Raw genomic sequence first — 15,669 nt, 5'->3', positions numbered from 1 at the left:
ATGCGGCATGGGCACGGGGAAGCTGACAGGACCCCGTCGCATTACCCCCTCCCGACAGACGCCGGGAACTCCTGTTCCGTTCCAGGAGTCGGTCAGGAAGGGACAATGTGTGCGGGATCACCGAGCGGGTGGAGCGGATGGAGCGGACCAAAGTGGAAGAAAAGGGCAGCGTCGCGGGGCAGCATGCCCGCCCCCGGCCCGCCGTGAACCGCGCGATGACGACCTTCAGCCCGGCGGACGAGGAGAAACAGCGCGGCGTACGCCGGATGAAACTCACCGCCACCGGCCTCCTGCTGTTCGTCGCCGTGGTCTACGTCCTCGCCAAGTGGGCGCAGAACTCCGGCGCCGGCCCCTGGGCGGGCTATGTCGCCGCCGCCTCCGAGGCGGGCATGGTCGGCGCGCTCGCCGACTGGTTCGCCGTCACCGCCCTCTTCCGCCACCCCCTCGGCATCCCCATCCCGCACACGGCGATCATCCCCACCAAGAAGGACCAGCTCGGCGTCTCCCTCGGCGAGTTCGTCGGCGAGAACTTCCTCTCTGAGGACGTCGTACGGCAGCGGCTGCGCGCCGTCGGCATCGGCAGCCGCCTCGGCGCCTGGCTCGCCGTGCCCGAACACGCCGACCGGGTCACGGCCGAGCTGTCCACCGCCCTGCGCGGCGCCCTGACGGTCCTGCGCGACTCCGACGTCCAGGCCGTGGTCGGCGAGGCCATCACGCGCCGCGCCAACGCCCAGGAGATCGGCCCCGGCATCGGCAAGATGCTGGAGAAGGTCGTCGCCGACGGCGGCCACAAACGGGTCGTGGATCTCATCGTCAACCGCGCCCACGACTGGCTGGTCCTGCACCGCGACGAGGTCATGGACGCCGTGGAGGGCGGCGCCCCCGGCTGGACGCCGAGGTTCGTCGACCGCAAGGTCGGCGAGCGCGTCTACAAGGAACTGCTGCGCTTCGCCACCGAGATGCGCGACATGCCCGCCCACCCCGCCCGCGGCGCCCTGGACCGCTTCCTCACCGACTTCGCGGGCGACCTCCAGTCCGACACCGACACCCGCGCCCGCGTCGAACGGCTCAAGGGCGAGGTGCTGGGCCGCGGCGAGGTGCAGGACCTCATCGCCAGCGCCTGGACGGCCGTCCGGTCCATGATCGTCGCGGCGGCGGAGGACGAGCGCAGCGAGCTGCGGCTGCGCGTCCGCGCCTCGCTGCTGTCGCTGGGCTCCCGGATGGCGGCCGAGCGCAAGGTGCAGGACAAGGTCGACCAGTGGGTGGAGGACGCGGCCGTGTACGTCGTCACCACCTACCGCAAGGAGATCACCTCCCTCATCACGGACACGGTGGCGAGCTGGGACGCCGAGCACACCACGCGGAAGATCGAGGCCAACATCGGCCGCGACCTGCAGTTCATCCGCATCAACGGCACGGTGGTCGGCTCGCTGGCCGGCCTGCTGATCTACACCGTGTCGCACGCGCTGGGGGCGTGAGCGGCAGGTCGTGACGCGCCGGTGGTACCGGGTGCCAGGGCGTAAGCGAACCCGCTCAGGGCACTCGGCCCGGGTTCTTCTCGATGAGGAGGGAGCCCATGACCACCGCGCAGGCCGCAACCGGCCGAACCGTCACCACCGACATCCCCGCCCGCCTCGACCGCCTCCCGTGGTCGCGCTGGCACTGGACGATCGTCATCGGCCTCGGCACGGTGTGGATCCTCGACGGACTGGAAGTCACCGTCGTGGGCAACATCGCCAGCCGCCTGTCGGAACCGGGCAGCGGCCTGCCCATCACCTCCGGCGAGGTCACCGGCCTCGCCGCCGCCCTGTACGTGGCCGGAGCCTGCTCGGGCGCCCTGTTCTGGGGCCGCCTCACCGACAAGTGGGGCCGTAAAAAACTCTTCATGATCACGCTGGCGGTCTACCTCGCCGCCACCGCCCTCACCGCAGTCGCCTTCGACACCTGGTGGTTCTTCCTCTTCCGCTTCCTCACCGGTTTCGGCATCGGCGGCGAGTACGCGGCCATCAACTCCGCGATCGACGAACTGATCCCCAAGGAGTACCGCGGCCGCGTCGACCTCATGATCAACGGCAGCTTCTGGCTGGGCGCGGTCTTCGGCTCCCTGCTCGCGATCGTCGCGCTGGACACGGACATCTTCGCGGCGAACGTCGGCTGGCGCCTCACGTTCGCACTCGGCGCGGTCCTGGCCCTGGTCATCCTCCTGGTCCGCCGGCACGTCCCGGAGAGCCCCCGCTGGCTGCTGATCCACGGCCGCGACGACGAAGCGGAACGCATCGTCTCCGCCATCGAGCGCAAGGTCGAGCAGGAGCGCGGCGAGCCGCTGCCCCGCCCGGACGGTGAGATCACCATCCACCAGCGCCGCAGCGTCTCCTTCCTGGAGATCGGCCGCACGGTCTTCTCCGACTACCGCCGCCGCGCGATCCTCGGCTTCTCCCTCTTCATCGGCCAGGCCTTCCTCTACAACGCCATCACCTTCGGCTTCGGCGCGATCCTCACGACGTTCTACGACGTCCCGAGCGGCAGCACCGGCTACTACTTCGCCGTCATCGCCCTCGGCAACTTCTGCGGCCCGCTGCTCCTCGGCAAGCTCTTCGACACGGTCGGCCGCCGCGTGATGATCTCGGGCACCTACCTGCTCTCGGGCCTGCTCCTCTTCGGCACGGCCTGGCTCTTCGACCAGGGCTCGCTGAGCGCGAGCACGCTGACGGCCTGCTGGTGCGCGGTGCTGTTCTTCGCCTCGGCCGGCGCGTCCAGCGCCTACCTGACGGTCTCCGAGGTCTTCCCGATGGAGACCCGCGCCATGTCCATCGCCTTCTTCTACGCCATCGGCACGGCCGCCGGCGGCATCAGCGGCCCGCTCCTGTTCGCCGACCTCACCGGCACGGGCAAGGTCGGCGACACGGTCCTCGCGTTCCAGATCGGAGCGGCGCTGATGTGCCTGGCGGGCCTGACGGCAGCGCTCCTCGCGGTCCGCGCGGAACGCCGCTCCCTGGAGGACATCGCCAAGCCCCTGACGGCGTCGGCTTCGACGGACCAGGTGAAGCCGAGGTCCAGGACGGCGACCTGAGCGGCGGCCGTGCCGCCGGGCGTTCGGGCTCCCAGGGGCACGGCGACGGGCGCCCAGGCGTTACTGGGCGCCGTCGCCCCGCCGCCGCAGCAGCAGCAACCCACCGGCGACAGCGGTGACGCCGGCCGCTGCGGCCCAGCCCACCACCTCCTCGGACCCGGTGGAGGCCAGGTCACGACCCGCGCCGGGGGACGCCGACGCACTCACCGTCCCCTGCGGCCGAACACCCCCGGCCCCACCGGACGGGCTCGGCGCCGACGCAGCACCGGTCGGGCTCGGGGTCGGCGCCCCAACGGCAGGGCTCGGCGCCGGCGCCGCCGGATCCGCCGCCCTGTCCCGCGTGTACGCCAGCGTGCCGAAGCCCAGCTGGTCGTAACCCCCGCTGTTGGGCCCGTAGTCGCCGCCCCCGCCCTCCGGCGCGGCCTTGGCGGCGGCACGCGTGAGGTACGAGGCCGACAGCCCCCGCCGCTTGGTGTAGTGATTGGCGATCATCGCCCAGATCGGCCGGGTCATCGCCGGATCCGCCACCGCCACGTCAGAGGCCGTCTCAGTCCCGGACCACCCCCCGATCGCGCCCTTCTTCCGCGTGTTCGCCGTGTACGGCACATCCCCGCCCAGGCTCCACTTGGCCACGTACTGCGCGCCCTTGAGGAACCGGCTGTCGTCGTAGCCGTACAGGTCGATGCCCTGGTTCCACGCCATCTCGCACACCGTGCCCATCAGCCCGACCCCGAGCAGCGCGTGCCCCTGGTCCCGCCCGGCCTCGACCCACTCGGCGAGCCCGTCCTCGTGCACGACCGGGATCGCGTGCCTGACCGACCCCATGCCGTCCCCGTGCTTGAAGTACTCCACCGCCCGGTCCACGATGGCCCGTTCGTCGCAGAAGATCCCGGTGGCGAGCACGCAGGCCATCGCCGTCAGGTCCCAGTTGGGCCAGTAGTTCGTCACGACGGCGTTGTTGTGTCGGGTCAGGAAGTCGTCGCTGAGCGGGTGGAAGACGTCCAGCAGCAGCTTCCGCGCCCGCCCGAGCTCGAAGTCCCCGTGGTCCCGTACGAGTTCGGCGGCGTTGGCGAACTGGTAGCCGTACAACCCCGCCGCCAGGAACCGGTCCGCGCTGCCCTTCAGCGCGGTCAGCTTCCCCGACCAGGCGTTGAGGATCGCCACGGCGGTGTCGGCATGGGCCTCCTCACCGCTGACGTGGTACCGCAGGGCGTTCTGGTAGGCGGCGTGGATGTCGTTGTAGAGGAGCCGGTAATTCTCCGGCGTACCCGACCCCCGGTACACGGTGGCCTGCGGATTCGCCCGCCACCCGCTCTGCGCATGCCGGTTGGCGGTGAGCTTGGCGAACCCGGCCGTGTACGGTCTCGCGCCCGCCTTCACCTTGGCCGCCATACGGTCCAGATCGGTACGGGTGTGCAGCAGGCCGGGGTGGGCGAAGGGGCCGCCGGCCGCGGCGGCGGGCACGGCCGTAGCCACACCGGCCCCGGTCCCGACGGCTCCCGTCCCGACGGCTCCGGCTGCCGCACCCGCGGCCTTCAGCATGCTCCGGCGGCTGATCTGTCGTGTCACGTCGTCGTACCTCAGCGTCGTAGGTCGCGTTCTTGCGGGGGACGGTGAGGAGACGTCCGGGTGGTCAAGGCGATAACAAAAACTGGGTTATAGTTGATCTGCATCCGGTCGCCGGAACTCCGGCAGGCGGACAGTGCGTTGGTGGTCCAAGGAAAGACGCCCCACTTCCTGTGGGGAGATGCAGGTGCAAGGCCTGCCCGGCGCTCCAAACAAGAACCCGGCCCTGGGTTACAGGGCCGGGTTCTTTGCTGTGCGGCTCGCTGCACTGGCTGGGGGGGCGGCCGGCCGGTACGCCCCTGGTGACCGGCCGCCCGCCGCGCCGTACGAAACGACCCTTCGCCGCGCGGCAGGAAACGGCCCTCCGCTCCTCAGCCGCGCCGGTCCGCCACCACCCACGACGCCAGCCCCACGGCCCCGGCCACCCCGAACACGGCAGGCCACGCCCCGACCTTCTTCGCCAGCGGATGAGACCCGGCGAACGCGGCGACGTACGCGGCCGACAACGCCCCCGCGGCCACCCCGCCGGCCTGCTGCCGCCACTGCCGCACGGCCGCCGCCCCGGCGACGGCGAGCACGACCCCGCCGAGCTGCCGCTTCCCGCTCCAGCGGGCCACGCCGTACCCGCCCACGAGACCGCTCGCGGCGACCACCGCGCTGGGAACCCTCGCCATATCTGCCTCCTGCGTCCTGCCTCGTGTGCCCTCGCTTGCTCGCGAGGCCCGAGGTTAACGCCCCAGGTGACGGCGTCCCGCGCCGGGGCAGCCCGCTGGCGCCCTCAAGATCCGCCCTCGGACATGAGTCGAGGGTTGTCAAGTTTCCTCCTCCGAGCTATATAAGAAGACGCAGAACGTAAGGGCATCGCACAGGCAGCGCCTGAAGAGAGGAGTGACCAGTGATGCTCATGCGCACGGACCCCTTCCGTGAACTCGACCGACTCACCCAGCAGGTCTTCGGCCCCGCCACCCGCCCGTCGGCGATGGCGATGGACGCCTACCGTTCCGGGGACGACTTCCTCGTCCACTTCGACCTCCCCGGCATCGACCCCGAGTCGATCGAGCTGGATGTCGAGCGCAACGTCCTGAACGTGCGAGCGGAGCGCAAGTCCCCCGCCCCGGGGGACGCGGAGATGCTGGTCGCCGAGCGCCCCACCGGCACGTTCACGCGCCAGCTCTTCCTCGGCGACACGCTGGACACGGAACGCATCGACGCCTCGTACGAGGCGGGCGTCCTGACCCTGCGCATCCCGGTGGCCGAGCAGGCCAAGCCGCGCCGCATCCAGATCACGGGCGGCGACAGCCGCAAGCAGATCAGCGGCTGACGCACGCAGGTCAGCGGCTGGCGCACGCAGATCAGCGGCTGGCGCACGCAGGTCAGCGGCTGGCGCATGCAGGTCAGCGGCTGACACCGGCGCGTCAGCGGCTGGCGCATGCAGGTCAGCGGCTGACACCGGCTGACCGCGACCGCCCCCTACCCACGCACCCAGCGGGCTGCCCCGAGGACGTCCCACCCCCGGGACAGCCCAGCACCCCACCTCACCCCACCCCGCGCCGCCGGCGTCGGAGCCCGGCGGCACGGGGCAGGACAGGATCCGGAGGAAGACCCGCACATGAGCGCGACGACGGTGCCCAGTGTGACGACCGTGTCCCCTGCGACGAGGGCCCTCACGCCCCCGTCCCCGACGACCCTGATCCCCGCCCCGCCGCACCACCCCCGCCCCCACGGCGACGACGACGCCTGGACCGAACTGGTCGAGGCGGTACGGGAGTCGGGCCAGTACACGACCAGGTCGGAGGCGGAGCGGGTCACCCGTATCGTCCTGTCAGCCCTCGGCGGCCATGTGATCGGCGACGAACGGGTCGACCTCGCCCGCGCCCTGCCCGAGGAGGCCGCCAGAGTGGTCGCCGGCCAGATCCCGGTGACGCGCCGGCTCACCGCCGCGGAGTTCGTCGAATCGGTCGCGGCCCGCATCGAGGGAGCCACCCCCGCCACGGCCCGCTGGGACGTCAGCTCGGTCCTGAGCGTCCTGCCGCGCCTGATCGGCGACGACCTGGTGACCCGCATCCTCACCCAACTCCCGGCGGGGTACGCCCTGCTGTTCGGCCGCGCGGACTTGAGCCCGGCATCGTAGGCGCCTGACCCGGCCCCGCGACACCGCGACGGCAACCCGCGCGATGGTCACCGCGACAGCCCGACGGTGACCGCCGCGCGGGGGCAGAGCGCGCCTTGCGGCCATCCTCGAACGGGCTGGACGCTGATGCCGCTGGACGCTCTTCTGGTGCGCCCGGATATCGTGCGCCTGCGCGAGCAACCAGGAGGGCAAGTGGAGGGTCGAACCGACGTAGAGGCGCTGCGCGGGATCTTGTCCAGCGAATGGGGTACAGACGAGCAAGTGGACTGGGCGGCGGTCGAAGCCCGCCTGGGCACTTCACTCCCCTGCGACTATCGCGACTTCATGGCCGTTTACGGCGGTGGTTGCATCGATGACTTGATCGTCCTGCCACCCCTCCCGACCGGGAACGGCTGGCAGGCATCGATCGCCGGTCACATGGCGGGGTTCCGCGAGCTGTGCACCGCGGAGGGCGGAGTGCCCGGGGTTGAACTGGGTGCTGACCGAGTCCTGCCCTGGGGCAGCGGATGCAACGCAAACGAACTGGGCTGGCTGATGGCCGGTCCGAACCCGGACCTATGGCCGGTGATCGTGTGGAGGAGACACGACGATCCCCAATGGGCGCTTTTCGACTGCGGTATGGCCGAGTTTCTCCGGCGCCTCATGACCGCTGAATTCGACGAGTGCCCCCTGAGCGACCTCTCGTTGTGGGGACGAGTGGGCACCTTCGTCCATCACGCAGAGCAGGAACGCCGGTTCCACGCGGGCTTGGACCCGATGACCGGCGAACCGAACCCCTTCGCGGGCATGTTCGACTGACGGACGGCAGCAGCTTCACCCGAAGAGACAGGCCCTAAGCCCAGGGGGCTACATGACCACCGTCCGCGGCACCCGCAGCACGTCATCCGGAGCCCTCACCACCCCGGACGGCACGCACATCGCCCACCGAGACCACCGCCCCGCCACGGAGCCCCCGGAACTCTCGGAATGTGTTGCCACGTTCCTCCTCCTGCACGGCCTGGCAGGCCACCAGGGCGAGTGGGACGGGGTCGCCGCCCGCCTGGCCGCCGACGGCCACCGCGTGGTGACGTACGACGCCCGTGGCCACGGCGCCAGCACCCGCGTCCCGCGCACCACGACCCGAGCGGCCCACGTCCAGGACGCCGTCACCCTGATCGAGGAACTGGCCCTGGCCCCCGTCACCCTGGTGGGCCAGTCCCTGGGCGGTCACACGGCGATGCTGCTGGCCGCGTCCCACCCCCACCTCGTCGAGTCCCTGGTCCTGGTCGAAGCGGGCCCCGGCGGCCCGGCCCCGGACCTCCCCGCACAGATCGCGACCTGGCTGGACAGCTGGCCCACCCCCTTCACGTCCCTCGAAGAGGCGAAGGCATTCCTGGGTCACGAGGCATGGACGAAGACCCTCGAAAAACGAGAGGACGGCTGGCGTCCGGCCTTCGACCGCACCACGATCGTCGCCACCGTCGCCGAACTGGCCACCACCGCCTACTGGCCCGAGTGGACCCGCATCACCTGCCCGACCCTCCTCGTCCAGGGCGAACACGGCACGATGCGCCCCGACGAACCGGCCACGATGCTCACCCGGCGCCCGACCACCAGCCACACCCGCATCCCGGACGCCGGCCACGACGTCCACCTGGATCAGCCGCACCGCCTCCACGAGGCGATCAGAACCTTCCTGGCGTGAGCCCACCGTCGCTTGACCTCAATCAAACTCGAGGTCCTACGTTCCTCGTGTCCGAGCGACCACGACACGAACGGGGCGAGGCACACATGACCACACACGCCGAGGACCTGAAGGAATACCCCCACGAGGAACTCGCAGCCCAGCCCATCGGCGCATGGACCGGGCAGGCCTACCTCAGGGTGGTCGGAGCCCTCCGCGCCCAGCTGGCAGTGGAGGGCCTGACCCAGCCCCACTGGTGGACCCTCAACCACGCGGCGGGCGCCCCCGGACGGTGGACCCGCGCGACCCTGACCGAACGCCTGACCCCGTACGACGACCTCGACACCGACTTCGAGGCCGTCTACGACGACCTGGTGGCCCGCGGCTGGCTGATCGAGGACGAGACCGGCGGCATGACCCTGACCGAGGAGGGCGAGGCCGGCCGCATCCGGGCCAGGGACCGCAACCTGCCTGTCCACCGGCAGACGCACGAGGGCATCGACACGGCCGACTTCGTCACCACGATCAACGTCCTGCGCCGGATCGTGGCCAACCTCGGGGGCAACGGGAACCTGCCCGACTAGCCTCATCGGGCACCCGCCTCAGCAGCCCGGGCACACCGCGGGCAGCCGTGCGGATGCCCTGAGGGTCAGGCGGGCTCGGCCGCCCTGTCGTGTGCCGGCGGCTGCTCGGCCGCCTTGCCGCGCGGGGACAGCGCGCCCGGAGCGGTCACCGGACCCCGCTCCCCGCGCCCCCGGTCCGCCGCCGCACGCCCCCGGTCCGCCGCCGTACGCCCCCAAGCCGTGCCCACGAGGACCAGCACCGCGCCGACCAGGCCCAGCCAGCCCGGCCGGTCCCCGGTCACGGCGATGCCGACGGCCGCGGCCCACACCGGCTCCGTACCGAGCAGCAGGCTCACCCGCGACGGAGAGGTACGGCGAACCGCCCACATCTGCACGAAGAACGCGAAAAGTGTGCAGAACACCGACAGGTACAGCAGCCCCGCCCAGTCCCCGGCCCCGAAGTCCGCCGCGGCCGCCCACGGCGACGCCCCGGTCCCCGGCACCGCCGACAGCACGGCGAACACCACCACCGCACCGCCCAGCTGCACGGTCGTCAGCGACAGCGCGTCCGCGCCGCGCACCGACTCCATGCGCGCCATGGCGAGCACGTGCACGGTACGGACGACGGCGGCCCCCAGCATCAGCAGGTCGCCCCCGGACGGGGCACTGAACCCGGCGCCCTGCGTCAGCAACGCCACCCCCAGCACCGACAGCCCGGCCGCCGCCATGAAGGAGCCCGGCAGCCGCGTCCCGCGCACCCGGCTCTCCGCGAGCGGCGTGAACACCATGGTGAGGCTGATGATCAGCCCCGCGTTCGTCGCGGAGGTGTGCACCACGCCGTACGTCTCCAGCAGGAAGATCCCGGCGAGGATCAGCCCCAACAGGCCCGCGCCCCGCACCTGGGCGGCACTCAGCGCCCGCAGCCGCCGCCACCCCGCGACCACCAGCACCGGCAGCACCACGGCGAACCGCAGCACCAGCACCGCCAGCACGGTCTGCGCCGTGGTGACGCCCTTGGCGGCGAGGTAGCTGGAGCCCCAGACCACCGCGACCAGCAGCACGGGAAGATCGATCAGCCGGCCGGCGCGGGCCGCGGTCGCGGTCATGGGGACTCCTCTACGGGGCTGGGCACACGCGTCCACGGACGTACACGGACGTCCACGGACGCCTACGGACGTCTGGACGTCGACGGACGTCCAGGGAGGGGAAGGCGGCTGTGGACGACGATGTCCGGGCCACGGGCATTCAGCGCGCGGTGTACGCGATCACCAGCACGTCGCGGTGGGCGGGCGGCTCGGCGTCCACCGGGCGCACCGGCGCCACCGAGCACAACGTGCGGCGATCGTCGCCCAGCAGCAGACCGCCGGGCTCGGACAGCGTAGTCGTCGATGCCGCCGTCGGCCGTTTAAGCGGCTGTGACCAGGCGACTCAGTTGGGGAATCACGTTGCGCAGATCATCGCCGTCCACCGCGATCGTCGCCGGCGCCCGCGCCCCGGCCGAGGCATTGAACGCCACACTCAACCCGACGGACGCGAACAGCGGCAGGTCAGATCGGCTGTCCCCGACAGCACCGCACGAGTGGGGCGCCAACCCCAGCTCCCGGGCCTGCGCAAGGGCGAGATCGCGCTTGTCGTGCTCGTCGAAATGGCGGGCGACCCGGCCCGTGAACCGCCCGTCGGCGATCTCCAGCTCGGGCCCGCTGAACGCGTGGAAACCGAACCGGTCCGCCAGGTACCCGCCGATCGGCGTCCAGGCGAGGGTGGCCAGCACGGGCACCAACCCGTTCCGCCGACACCAGACCACGGTCTCCGCGATGCCCGCGACCAGGGGAAGCCCGTCGAGCCAACCGGAAACCCGTCGCTCGGCCGTCCCCGCCCACCCCGCGGCATCCAGCTCGGAGACCTGCCGATTGTCCAGGGCACCGGAGGCGTAGGCGTCCTCGGCCCTGGCCAGTTCTTCCCTATGGCCGAGGAGGCCCGCCAGAAAAACCCCTGAACTCGCGCCAGGGACAAGCGTGCCGTCGACATCGAAGAACACGGCACCCACATGACCGGATGAGAACACGGCCCCAGAATGTCACCGCGGCGGAGACACGCGCTCCATTCGGCTGAAGACGCGGAGTCGCTCCGGGGCGGCGTGCGGGGCTGGGTCTGTCACTCGCCGAGGCCTTGGCCGAACCCGCCGTCCACGGGCAGCTCCACGCCGGTGGTGAACGTGGCCTCGACGGCGAGGTACAGCGCGGCGGCGGCGATCTCCTCCACGGTGCCTCCCCGGCCCATCGGAGTAGAGGCGTTGCCCTGTTCGATGAACTCGGCGCGCTGCTCCTCGGTCAGTTCGGCGACGCCCATGGTGGGGGTGAGGATGAACCCGGGGGCGATCGCGTTGACGCGGATCTTGCGGGGGAGCAACTCGGCGGCGAGCACCTTGGCGAACGCGGCGACGGCCTCCTTCGCCCCGGAGTAGGCGCTCAGACCGGGGAAAATCCGGTCGTTCGAGACGGTGGTGAACACGATCGAGCCGCCCTCGGACACCAGTGGCGCCAGCCGCTGCACGGTGAAGAAGGCGCCCTTGGCGTTGACGTCGAAGATGCGGTCCCACGATTCCTCGGTGACCTTTTCGAGCGTCTGGAACTCGGCGATGCCCTGGTTGACGAACAGGTAGTCGATGCCACCGAGGCGTTCGGCGACCTGATCGCCGAGCGCCGCGATGGCGACGGCGTCAGTGACGTCGGAGCGCACCGGGTGGGCCAGTGGGGTGTCGAGCGCCGCCTGGGCCTCGGCGAGTCGCTCGTCGCTGCGTCCGGTGTACATCACCTCGGCGCCACGGTCGGTTAAGGCCTGGACGATGGCCCGGCCCATGCCGAGGGTGCCGCCGGTGACGACGGCCTTCTTGCCCGCCAGGGACTTCGGATCGATGGTTCGAGCTTGCTGGGTGCTCTGGTTCGTTGCCATGGCGGCTACGCTAAACATTGACATTGATGGCAGAGTCAAAGCTCTGTGTCGGGGGTCACATGTTCATCGGCGAGCTGTCGAGTCGCACCGGGATCAGCACCAGGAGCCTGCGGTACTACGAGCAGCAAGGGCTGTTGCGACCGCAGCGGCGGGCCAGCGGCTACCGCGAGTTCGACGAATCCGATGTGGCCACCGTGCGCCGGATCCGGATCCTGCTGGCGGCCGGACTGAACACCGACCTGATCCGGGAGATGCTGCCCTGCATGGTCGACGAGGGAGCCATCCTGGCGCCGACCTGCGAGGAAATGGCCCAGGACCTCAAGCGCGAACGCGACCGCCTGAGCCGCTCCATCGAACAACTCCAAGCCGCCCACACCATGCTCGGCTCGATCATCCACGCAGGAGAACCGGCCACCGTCCGCACCGGCTGCGACGGATAGAGACACGAGCCCCGCAGCGGACGCGCCCACTACCTCGCCGACACCGTCTCACCGGTCGCCCCTACTTCCCGGCTGATCTGAGTTCCGTCCGCCTCGTGGTGCATGAGCACGACTTGGGAACCATCGAACGTCCAGAAGTCCTGAACGCCCTCAAGAGGGTTCGTCCGGCCGGTCACGTTCGAGGATGCGGACGGCCTTCCCGGCTTCGACGTTGTGGCGGTAGTGCTCGAACTCGAAGCGGAGGTAGTCAGAGAGGGGCTGGGTGACGATATGCACGCGCCCAACGCTGCGGCCACTTGCTGTGTACGCCTTGACCCGGTCGAACCAGGGCTGTGTCGCTCCGCGCGTGACTGGCTCACAGGCCAGGAACCGGCGAACCGCCTCTTCCTCGATATTCCTGTAGTGGGGTGGTTGATCTCAAGGTTCCGCGCGGTGTCGGAGAGGGCTCGAACCGTCAGCCCGGCCGAAGCCCCTCTATGACCTGCTCGGCCGTGCGCCGTGCGGGCTCCCGCCGTGGGTCGTCCGGGTGCCCGTACCGCCCGAGGATCTTCGAGCAGACGTACAAGGTCATCAACTTGCCGTCCCGACTCTCGAGGTCGGACCGGCGTTCGTGCCGTACGCGTTCGGCCAGGGCCGGGACGGCGAGGGAACTGGCCCACAGGGAGGCCGAGTCCAGCCCGAGCGGTGCGTTGCCCCAGTCCTCCCAATCGAAAAGGCTGAAGACCGGCGCGGTCATGTTCGCCCAGTTCAGGTCCGCATGGGCCGGTACCCACCGCTCGACTGCCGTATCGAAGTCGGCGGAGAAGACACTGCGGACGGACTCGGTGACGAGGGCCTGAGTGATGGTGACGGTGTCCGGTGTGGCCACACGCCTGGTGTGCTGAACCGCCAGGGCGTCCAACGAGGCGTTCAGCGCGTTCCACCAGTCGTCCGGAAGCTCCGGTGCCGCACTCAACACGGCGGTACCGACGGGAGCAGCCGGCAGCAAATCAGTCTCGTCGGCCCGCCACGCCGCCTCCGCATCCCGCCAGACGACGCACCTGCGCCATGCGGGCCGAGCGACACCCTCCAGACGCGCGGCGCATTCGGTGCCGTTCCAGCCCTGATCAGGGATCTTGTCGAGCAAGCGCCGCTCGATCCGCACCCAGGTGTCACGGTCCGTCCTGGCGCCGACAGTTCGACGCTTGCGCACCACCGTGTCCGGGAGCAAGCGCACACGCAAGGAGTGTCCGACGTGGTCGAGAACCTGGTCAACCGGCTGGAACCGCAGATCAAAACCATGACCTGTGGAGACCGAGCGGCTCAGCGCGTCACGCCTCCGCTCTGCAGGGTCTGCACGAAGGAGCGCCAAGCTTCGCCGCCGATTGGGATCACCTGTGCCTCCGCGTTCTTGGAGTCCCGGACAAGAGCGCCGTCAGCGGTGAGCGCACACTCGACGCACTCACCCCCCGCGCCGTTGCTGTAGGACGACGAGAACCACACCAGCCGGCTGCTGCCGATGGACTTCTGCATTATCACCGTGCGTAATCCTTCACAATCGACTCGATCAACAGGGCCGAGCGCTGAGGACTCAAGGCTGCGGCCCGCAGGCCGTCGAACGCCCTGGTGTACTCACGCACATGATGCTCGCCCTCCAAGTACACGGCATCGGTGATGCCGTCCCGGTACACGACGTCCGGGTCTTCGGGGGCCGGGAAGCCCAGCATGGTGAACGAACCGGTGGTCGGATAGGTCCCTGAGTCGAAGGGCAGCACCTGCAGGGTCACACTCGGTAGATCCGCGGTCGCCAGGACCCGTTCCAACTGCTCTCGCATCAGGCCCTGATCACCGATGACGTGGCGCAGAGCACCCTCGTTCACGATGAACCAGGCATCCGGGGCGTCCGGCTGCTTCAGCATGGCTTGGCGCTCCATGCGCACACGCACTGCCTTCGCGATGTCCTCGTCGGACATGTGCGCCCCGGTCTTGTGCAGCTCGGACGCGTATGCCTCCGTCTGCATGAGGCCGGGTACGACCTCGCACTGGTACTGGCGGAAGGTGGAGGCGTCCTGCTCCAGGCCGATGTAGATGTTGAACCACTCGGGAACGCCGGCGCCATGGACCTGCCACCAACCACGCACCTTTGCCTGTCGGGCCAGCGACTTGAGGAACTCGCGCAGTTCATCGCTCGTGCCGTAGAAGCGGCACAGGGCATCAATGTCCGACGGCTGGACGCGTCCGCTCCCCGTCTCCATCCGGTTGACCTTGGAGCCGCTCCAGTCCAGAGCCGCACCGACCTGGGCGCAGGTGAGGGCGCTGTGCTCTCGGAGCTTCTTCAGCTCGATCGAGAGGCGCCGACGGCGTGCCGTGGGTGATCCGGCCATCTCAACCCTTCTTCGAATAACGGGTGTTCAGTCTCGCGCCAAGGGGTGTGCTTGCCAATCACTCAGAAGTGGGAATCCCTCTCTGCACATTGCATGAAGGGATGTGTCCGCCGCACTCTGGTCTCGGACGCAACTCACCGTGATTCTTCGTGACGTTGCGCATCCGGTGCGGTGTCGACTGCGATGAGAGGGGCCCATGTGAGTCAGGAAGCCTGCATGCCGCGCAAGCCATGGGAGATCGCCTTCACGGCCGAACCCGCGGAAGTGGCCGCCCTGCGTCGGATCATGGGACTGCACTTGGGCGTCTGGGGATTGCATGACGTGACCGACAAAGCCCAACTGTGTGTCAGCGAGCTGGCGTCCAACGTCATCACGCACGTCGGACCTGGCACCCCTGCAACGCTGGCCGTCGCGATGAAGGGCACCCACCTGCGGATCGAGGTGCATGACCCCGACACTCGCGCCCTGCCCGTCCTCCGTGACGCGGGCACGGAATCGGAGCAGGGCAGAGGGATGGCGCTCGTGGATGCCGTCGCCGATCGCTGGGGCGTCCTGCTACGTCCGGACCACAAGGTCACGTGGTGCGAGCTGGCCACAAAGCTCACCACACCCAACGGTCATGTAGAGGCTCCAAGTGTGGCCAGAGCCGAGGCGCTGCTCAGTCTCTACGCCGCCGCTGTGCAGCCCCCGTGCAGCGCCGATGCAGGGAGGGTGACCTCGGCCGTCGCGGAGGAAGCGGTGATCGCGGCGATCACCGACTTCCTCCACTGGCTGCAAGCCCACGGCCGCGACGCGGACGACATGCTCGACCGAGCACAGATGCGCTTCGAGGCCGAGCGGGTGGCCCTGCGTCATGGGTCGTGAAGCCAGACCGACGTGGCGGCGGTCAGCGGCGCCAGGCCGCCGATCTGTGTCCGTGCC

At 70.0% G+C, this 15,669-nt stretch carries 19 protein-coding genes; 9 read left to right on the top strand and 10 right to left on the bottom strand.

Annotated features, from left to right (window positions below):
* Positions 1 to 107: 107 nt before the first annotated feature.
* Positions 108 to 1,478, top strand: a complete 1,371-nt coding sequence (locus tag C1703_RS14700) for a DUF445 domain-containing protein (protein WP_114253044.1) — start codon at positions 108 to 110, stop codon at positions 1,476 to 1,478.
* Between the two features lie 98 nt (positions 1,479 to 1,576).
* Entirely contained in the window at positions 1,577 to 3,070 is a 1,494-nt protein-coding gene (locus tag C1703_RS14695) for an MFS transporter (RefSeq protein ID WP_114253042.1), read from the top strand.
* 60 nt (positions 3,071 to 3,130) lie between these two features.
* On the opposite strand, the gene C1703_RS14690 is transcribed toward C1703_RS14695, so the two are convergent.
* Together C1703_RS14690 and C1703_RS14680 are read right to left on the bottom strand one after the other, a co-directional pair.
* The gene (locus C1703_RS14690) at positions 3,131 to 4,612 is read right to left on the bottom strand and encodes an alginate lyase family protein (RefSeq protein WP_114253040.1); all 1,482 of its coding nucleotides are present in this window, start codon (positions 4,610 to 4,612) and stop codon (positions 3,131 to 3,133) included.
* Between the two features lie 395 nt (positions 4,613 to 5,007).
* Positions 5,008 to 5,310: a hypothetical protein gene (locus C1703_RS14680; RefSeq protein WP_114253038.1), complete on the bottom strand. Its 303-nt coding sequence runs from the start codon at positions 5,308 to 5,310 to the stop codon at positions 5,008 to 5,010.
* Positions 5,311 to 5,534: 224 nt separating this feature from the next.
* On the opposite strand from C1703_RS14680, the gene C1703_RS14675 reads away from it, so the two are divergent.
* The 5 genes from C1703_RS14675 (at position 5,535) to C1703_RS14655 (ending at position 9,014) form a co-directional block, all read left to right on the top strand.
* Positions 5,535 to 5,957, top strand: coding sequence for an Hsp20/alpha crystallin family protein (locus tag C1703_RS14675; RefSeq protein ID WP_198678173.1), 423 nt, complete (start codon positions 5,535 to 5,537; stop codon positions 5,955 to 5,957).
* Positions 5,958 to 6,245: 288 nt separating this feature from the next.
* Complete coding sequence (locus C1703_RS14670; RefSeq protein ID WP_114253034.1) at positions 6,246 to 6,767, top strand: DUF2267 domain-containing protein; 522 nt, start codon at positions 6,246 to 6,248, stop codon at positions 6,765 to 6,767.
* A gap of 126 nt (positions 6,768 to 6,893) precedes the next feature.
* Entirely contained in the window at positions 6,894 to 7,565 is a 672-nt protein-coding gene (locus tag C1703_RS14665; RefSeq protein WP_198678172.1) for an SMI1/KNR4 family protein, read from the top strand.
* 52 nt (positions 7,566 to 7,617) lie between these two features.
* Positions 7,618 to 8,451: an alpha/beta hydrolase gene (locus C1703_RS14660; RefSeq protein WP_114253032.1), complete on the top strand. Its 834-nt coding sequence runs from the start codon at positions 7,618 to 7,620 to the stop codon at positions 8,449 to 8,451.
* 86 nt (positions 8,452 to 8,537) lie between these two features.
* Positions 8,538 to 9,014: a MarR family transcriptional regulator gene (locus C1703_RS14655; protein WP_114253030.1), complete on the top strand. Its 477-nt coding sequence runs from the start codon at positions 8,538 to 8,540 to the stop codon at positions 9,012 to 9,014.
* 65 nt (positions 9,015 to 9,079) lie between these two features.
* Here C1703_RS14655 and C1703_RS14650 read toward each other — a convergent pair whose 3' ends face one another.
* The 4 genes from C1703_RS14650 to C1703_RS14635 form a co-directional block, all read right to left on the bottom strand.
* Positions 9,080 to 10,099 (bottom strand): DMT family transporter, encoded by a 1,020-nt coding sequence (locus C1703_RS14650; RefSeq protein WP_232840487.1) that lies wholly within the window; start codon positions 10,097 to 10,099, stop codon positions 9,080 to 9,082.
* Positions 10,100 to 10,238: 139 nt separating this feature from the next.
* Positions 10,239 to 10,325, bottom strand: coding sequence for a hypothetical protein (locus C1703_RS40305; RefSeq protein WP_343236423.1), 87 nt, complete (start codon positions 10,323 to 10,325; stop codon positions 10,239 to 10,241).
* 73 nt (positions 10,326 to 10,398) lie between these two features.
* Entirely contained in the window at positions 10,399 to 11,031 is a 633-nt protein-coding gene (locus tag C1703_RS14640) for a haloacid dehalogenase-like hydrolase (protein WP_114253028.1), read from the bottom strand.
* Positions 11,032 to 11,147: 116 nt separating this feature from the next.
* Positions 11,148 to 11,945: an SDR family oxidoreductase gene (locus C1703_RS14635; protein WP_114253026.1), complete on the bottom strand. Its 798-nt coding sequence runs from the start codon at positions 11,943 to 11,945 to the stop codon at positions 11,148 to 11,150.
* Positions 11,946 to 12,004: 59 nt separating this feature from the next.
* Here C1703_RS14635 and C1703_RS14630 point away from each other — a divergent pair, with 59 nt between their 5' ends.
* Positions 12,005 to 12,385: a MerR family transcriptional regulator gene (locus tag C1703_RS14630; RefSeq protein ID WP_114253024.1), complete on the top strand. Its 381-nt coding sequence runs from the start codon at positions 12,005 to 12,007 to the stop codon at positions 12,383 to 12,385.
* A gap of 150 nt (positions 12,386 to 12,535) precedes the next feature.
* Here the strand turns inward: C1703_RS14630 and C1703_RS40300 are convergent, their stop codons facing one another.
* The 4 genes from C1703_RS40300 to C1703_RS14610 form a co-directional block, all read right to left on the bottom strand.
* A complete protein-coding gene (locus tag C1703_RS40300; RefSeq protein WP_343236422.1) occupies positions 12,536 to 12,751 on the bottom strand; it encodes a DUF6879 family protein in 216 nt (71 codons plus the stop codon).
* Positions 12,752 to 12,839: 88 nt separating this feature from the next.
* The gene (locus tag C1703_RS14620) at positions 12,840 to 13,691 is read right to left on the bottom strand and encodes a hypothetical protein (RefSeq protein ID WP_114257418.1); all 852 of its coding nucleotides are present in this window, start codon (positions 13,689 to 13,691) and stop codon (positions 12,840 to 12,842) included.
* Positions 13,688 to 13,897 (bottom strand): DUF397 domain-containing protein, encoded by a 210-nt coding sequence (locus C1703_RS14615; RefSeq protein WP_198678171.1) that lies wholly within the window; start codon positions 13,895 to 13,897, stop codon positions 13,688 to 13,690. The genes C1703_RS14620 and C1703_RS14615 overlap by 4 nt, the downstream gene beginning before the upstream one ends.
* A 2-nt stretch (positions 13,898 to 13,899) precedes the next feature.
* Positions 13,900 to 14,748: a helix-turn-helix transcriptional regulator gene (locus C1703_RS14610; RefSeq protein ID WP_198678170.1), complete on the bottom strand. Its 849-nt coding sequence runs from the start codon at positions 14,746 to 14,748 to the stop codon at positions 13,900 to 13,902.
* Positions 14,749 to 14,946: 198 nt separating this feature from the next.
* On the opposite strand from C1703_RS14610, the gene C1703_RS14605 reads away from it, so the two are divergent.
* Positions 14,947 to 15,612 (top strand): ATP-binding protein, encoded by a 666-nt coding sequence (locus C1703_RS14605; RefSeq protein ID WP_232840486.1) that lies wholly within the window; start codon positions 14,947 to 14,949, stop codon positions 15,610 to 15,612.
* Positions 15,613 to 15,669: the final 57 nt, after the last annotated feature.

Origin of the sequence: Streptomyces sp. Go-475 (genome assembly GCF_003330845.1) — a bacterium.
In the GTDB taxonomy this organism is placed as follows: Bacteria; Actinomycetota; Actinomycetes; order Streptomycetales; family Streptomycetaceae; genus Streptomyces.
The sequence above is the reverse complement of the archived record's forward strand: the minus strand, read 5'-3'. Positions and strand labels throughout refer to the sequence as shown.

Bases quoted from the DNA above. Each gene is read 5' to 3' on its own strand.
- C1703_RS14630 (WP_114253024.1), top strand. From the start codon at position 12,005: ATGTTCATCGGCGAGCTGTCGAGTCGCACCGGGATCAGCACCAGGAGC.
- C1703_RS14690 (WP_114253040.1), bottom strand. From the start codon at position 4,612: ATGCTGAAGGCCGCGGGTGCGGCAGCCGGAGCCGTCGGGACGGGAGCC.
- C1703_RS14650 (WP_232840487.1), bottom strand. From the start codon at position 10,099: ATGACCGCGACCGCGGCCCGCGCCGGCCGGCTGATCGATCTTCCCGTG.
- C1703_RS14695 (WP_114253042.1), top strand. From the start codon at position 1,577: ATGACCACCGCGCAGGCCGCAACCGGCCGAACCGTCACCACCGACATC.
- C1703_RS14660 (WP_114253032.1), top strand. From the start codon at position 7,618: ATGACCACCGTCCGCGGCACCCGCAGCACGTCATCCGGAGCCCTCACC.
- C1703_RS14665 (WP_198678172.1), top strand. From the start codon at position 6,894: ATGCCGCTGGACGCTCTTCTGGTGCGCCCGGATATCGTGCGCCTGCGC.
- C1703_RS14670 (WP_114253034.1), top strand. From the start codon at position 6,246: ATGAGCGCGACGACGGTGCCCAGTGTGACGACCGTGTCCCCTGCGACG.
- C1703_RS14655 (WP_114253030.1), top strand. From the start codon at position 8,538: ATGACCACACACGCCGAGGACCTGAAGGAATACCCCCACGAGGAACTC.
- C1703_RS14680 (WP_114253038.1), bottom strand. From the start codon at position 5,310: ATGGCGAGGGTTCCCAGCGCGGTGGTCGCCGCGAGCGGTCTCGTGGGC.
- C1703_RS14610 (WP_198678170.1), bottom strand. From the start codon at position 14,748: ATGGCCGGATCACCCACGGCACGCCGTCGGCGCCTCTCGATCGAGCTG.
- C1703_RS14675 (WP_198678173.1), top strand. From the start codon at position 5,535: ATGCTCATGCGCACGGACCCCTTCCGTGAACTCGACCGACTCACCCAG.
- C1703_RS14615 (WP_198678171.1), bottom strand. From the start codon at position 13,897: ATGCAGAAGTCCATCGGCAGCAGCCGGCTGGTGTGGTTCTCGTCGTCC.
- C1703_RS14635 (WP_114253026.1), bottom strand. From the start codon at position 11,945: ATGGCAACGAACCAGAGCACCCAGCAAGCTCGAACCATCGATCCGAAG.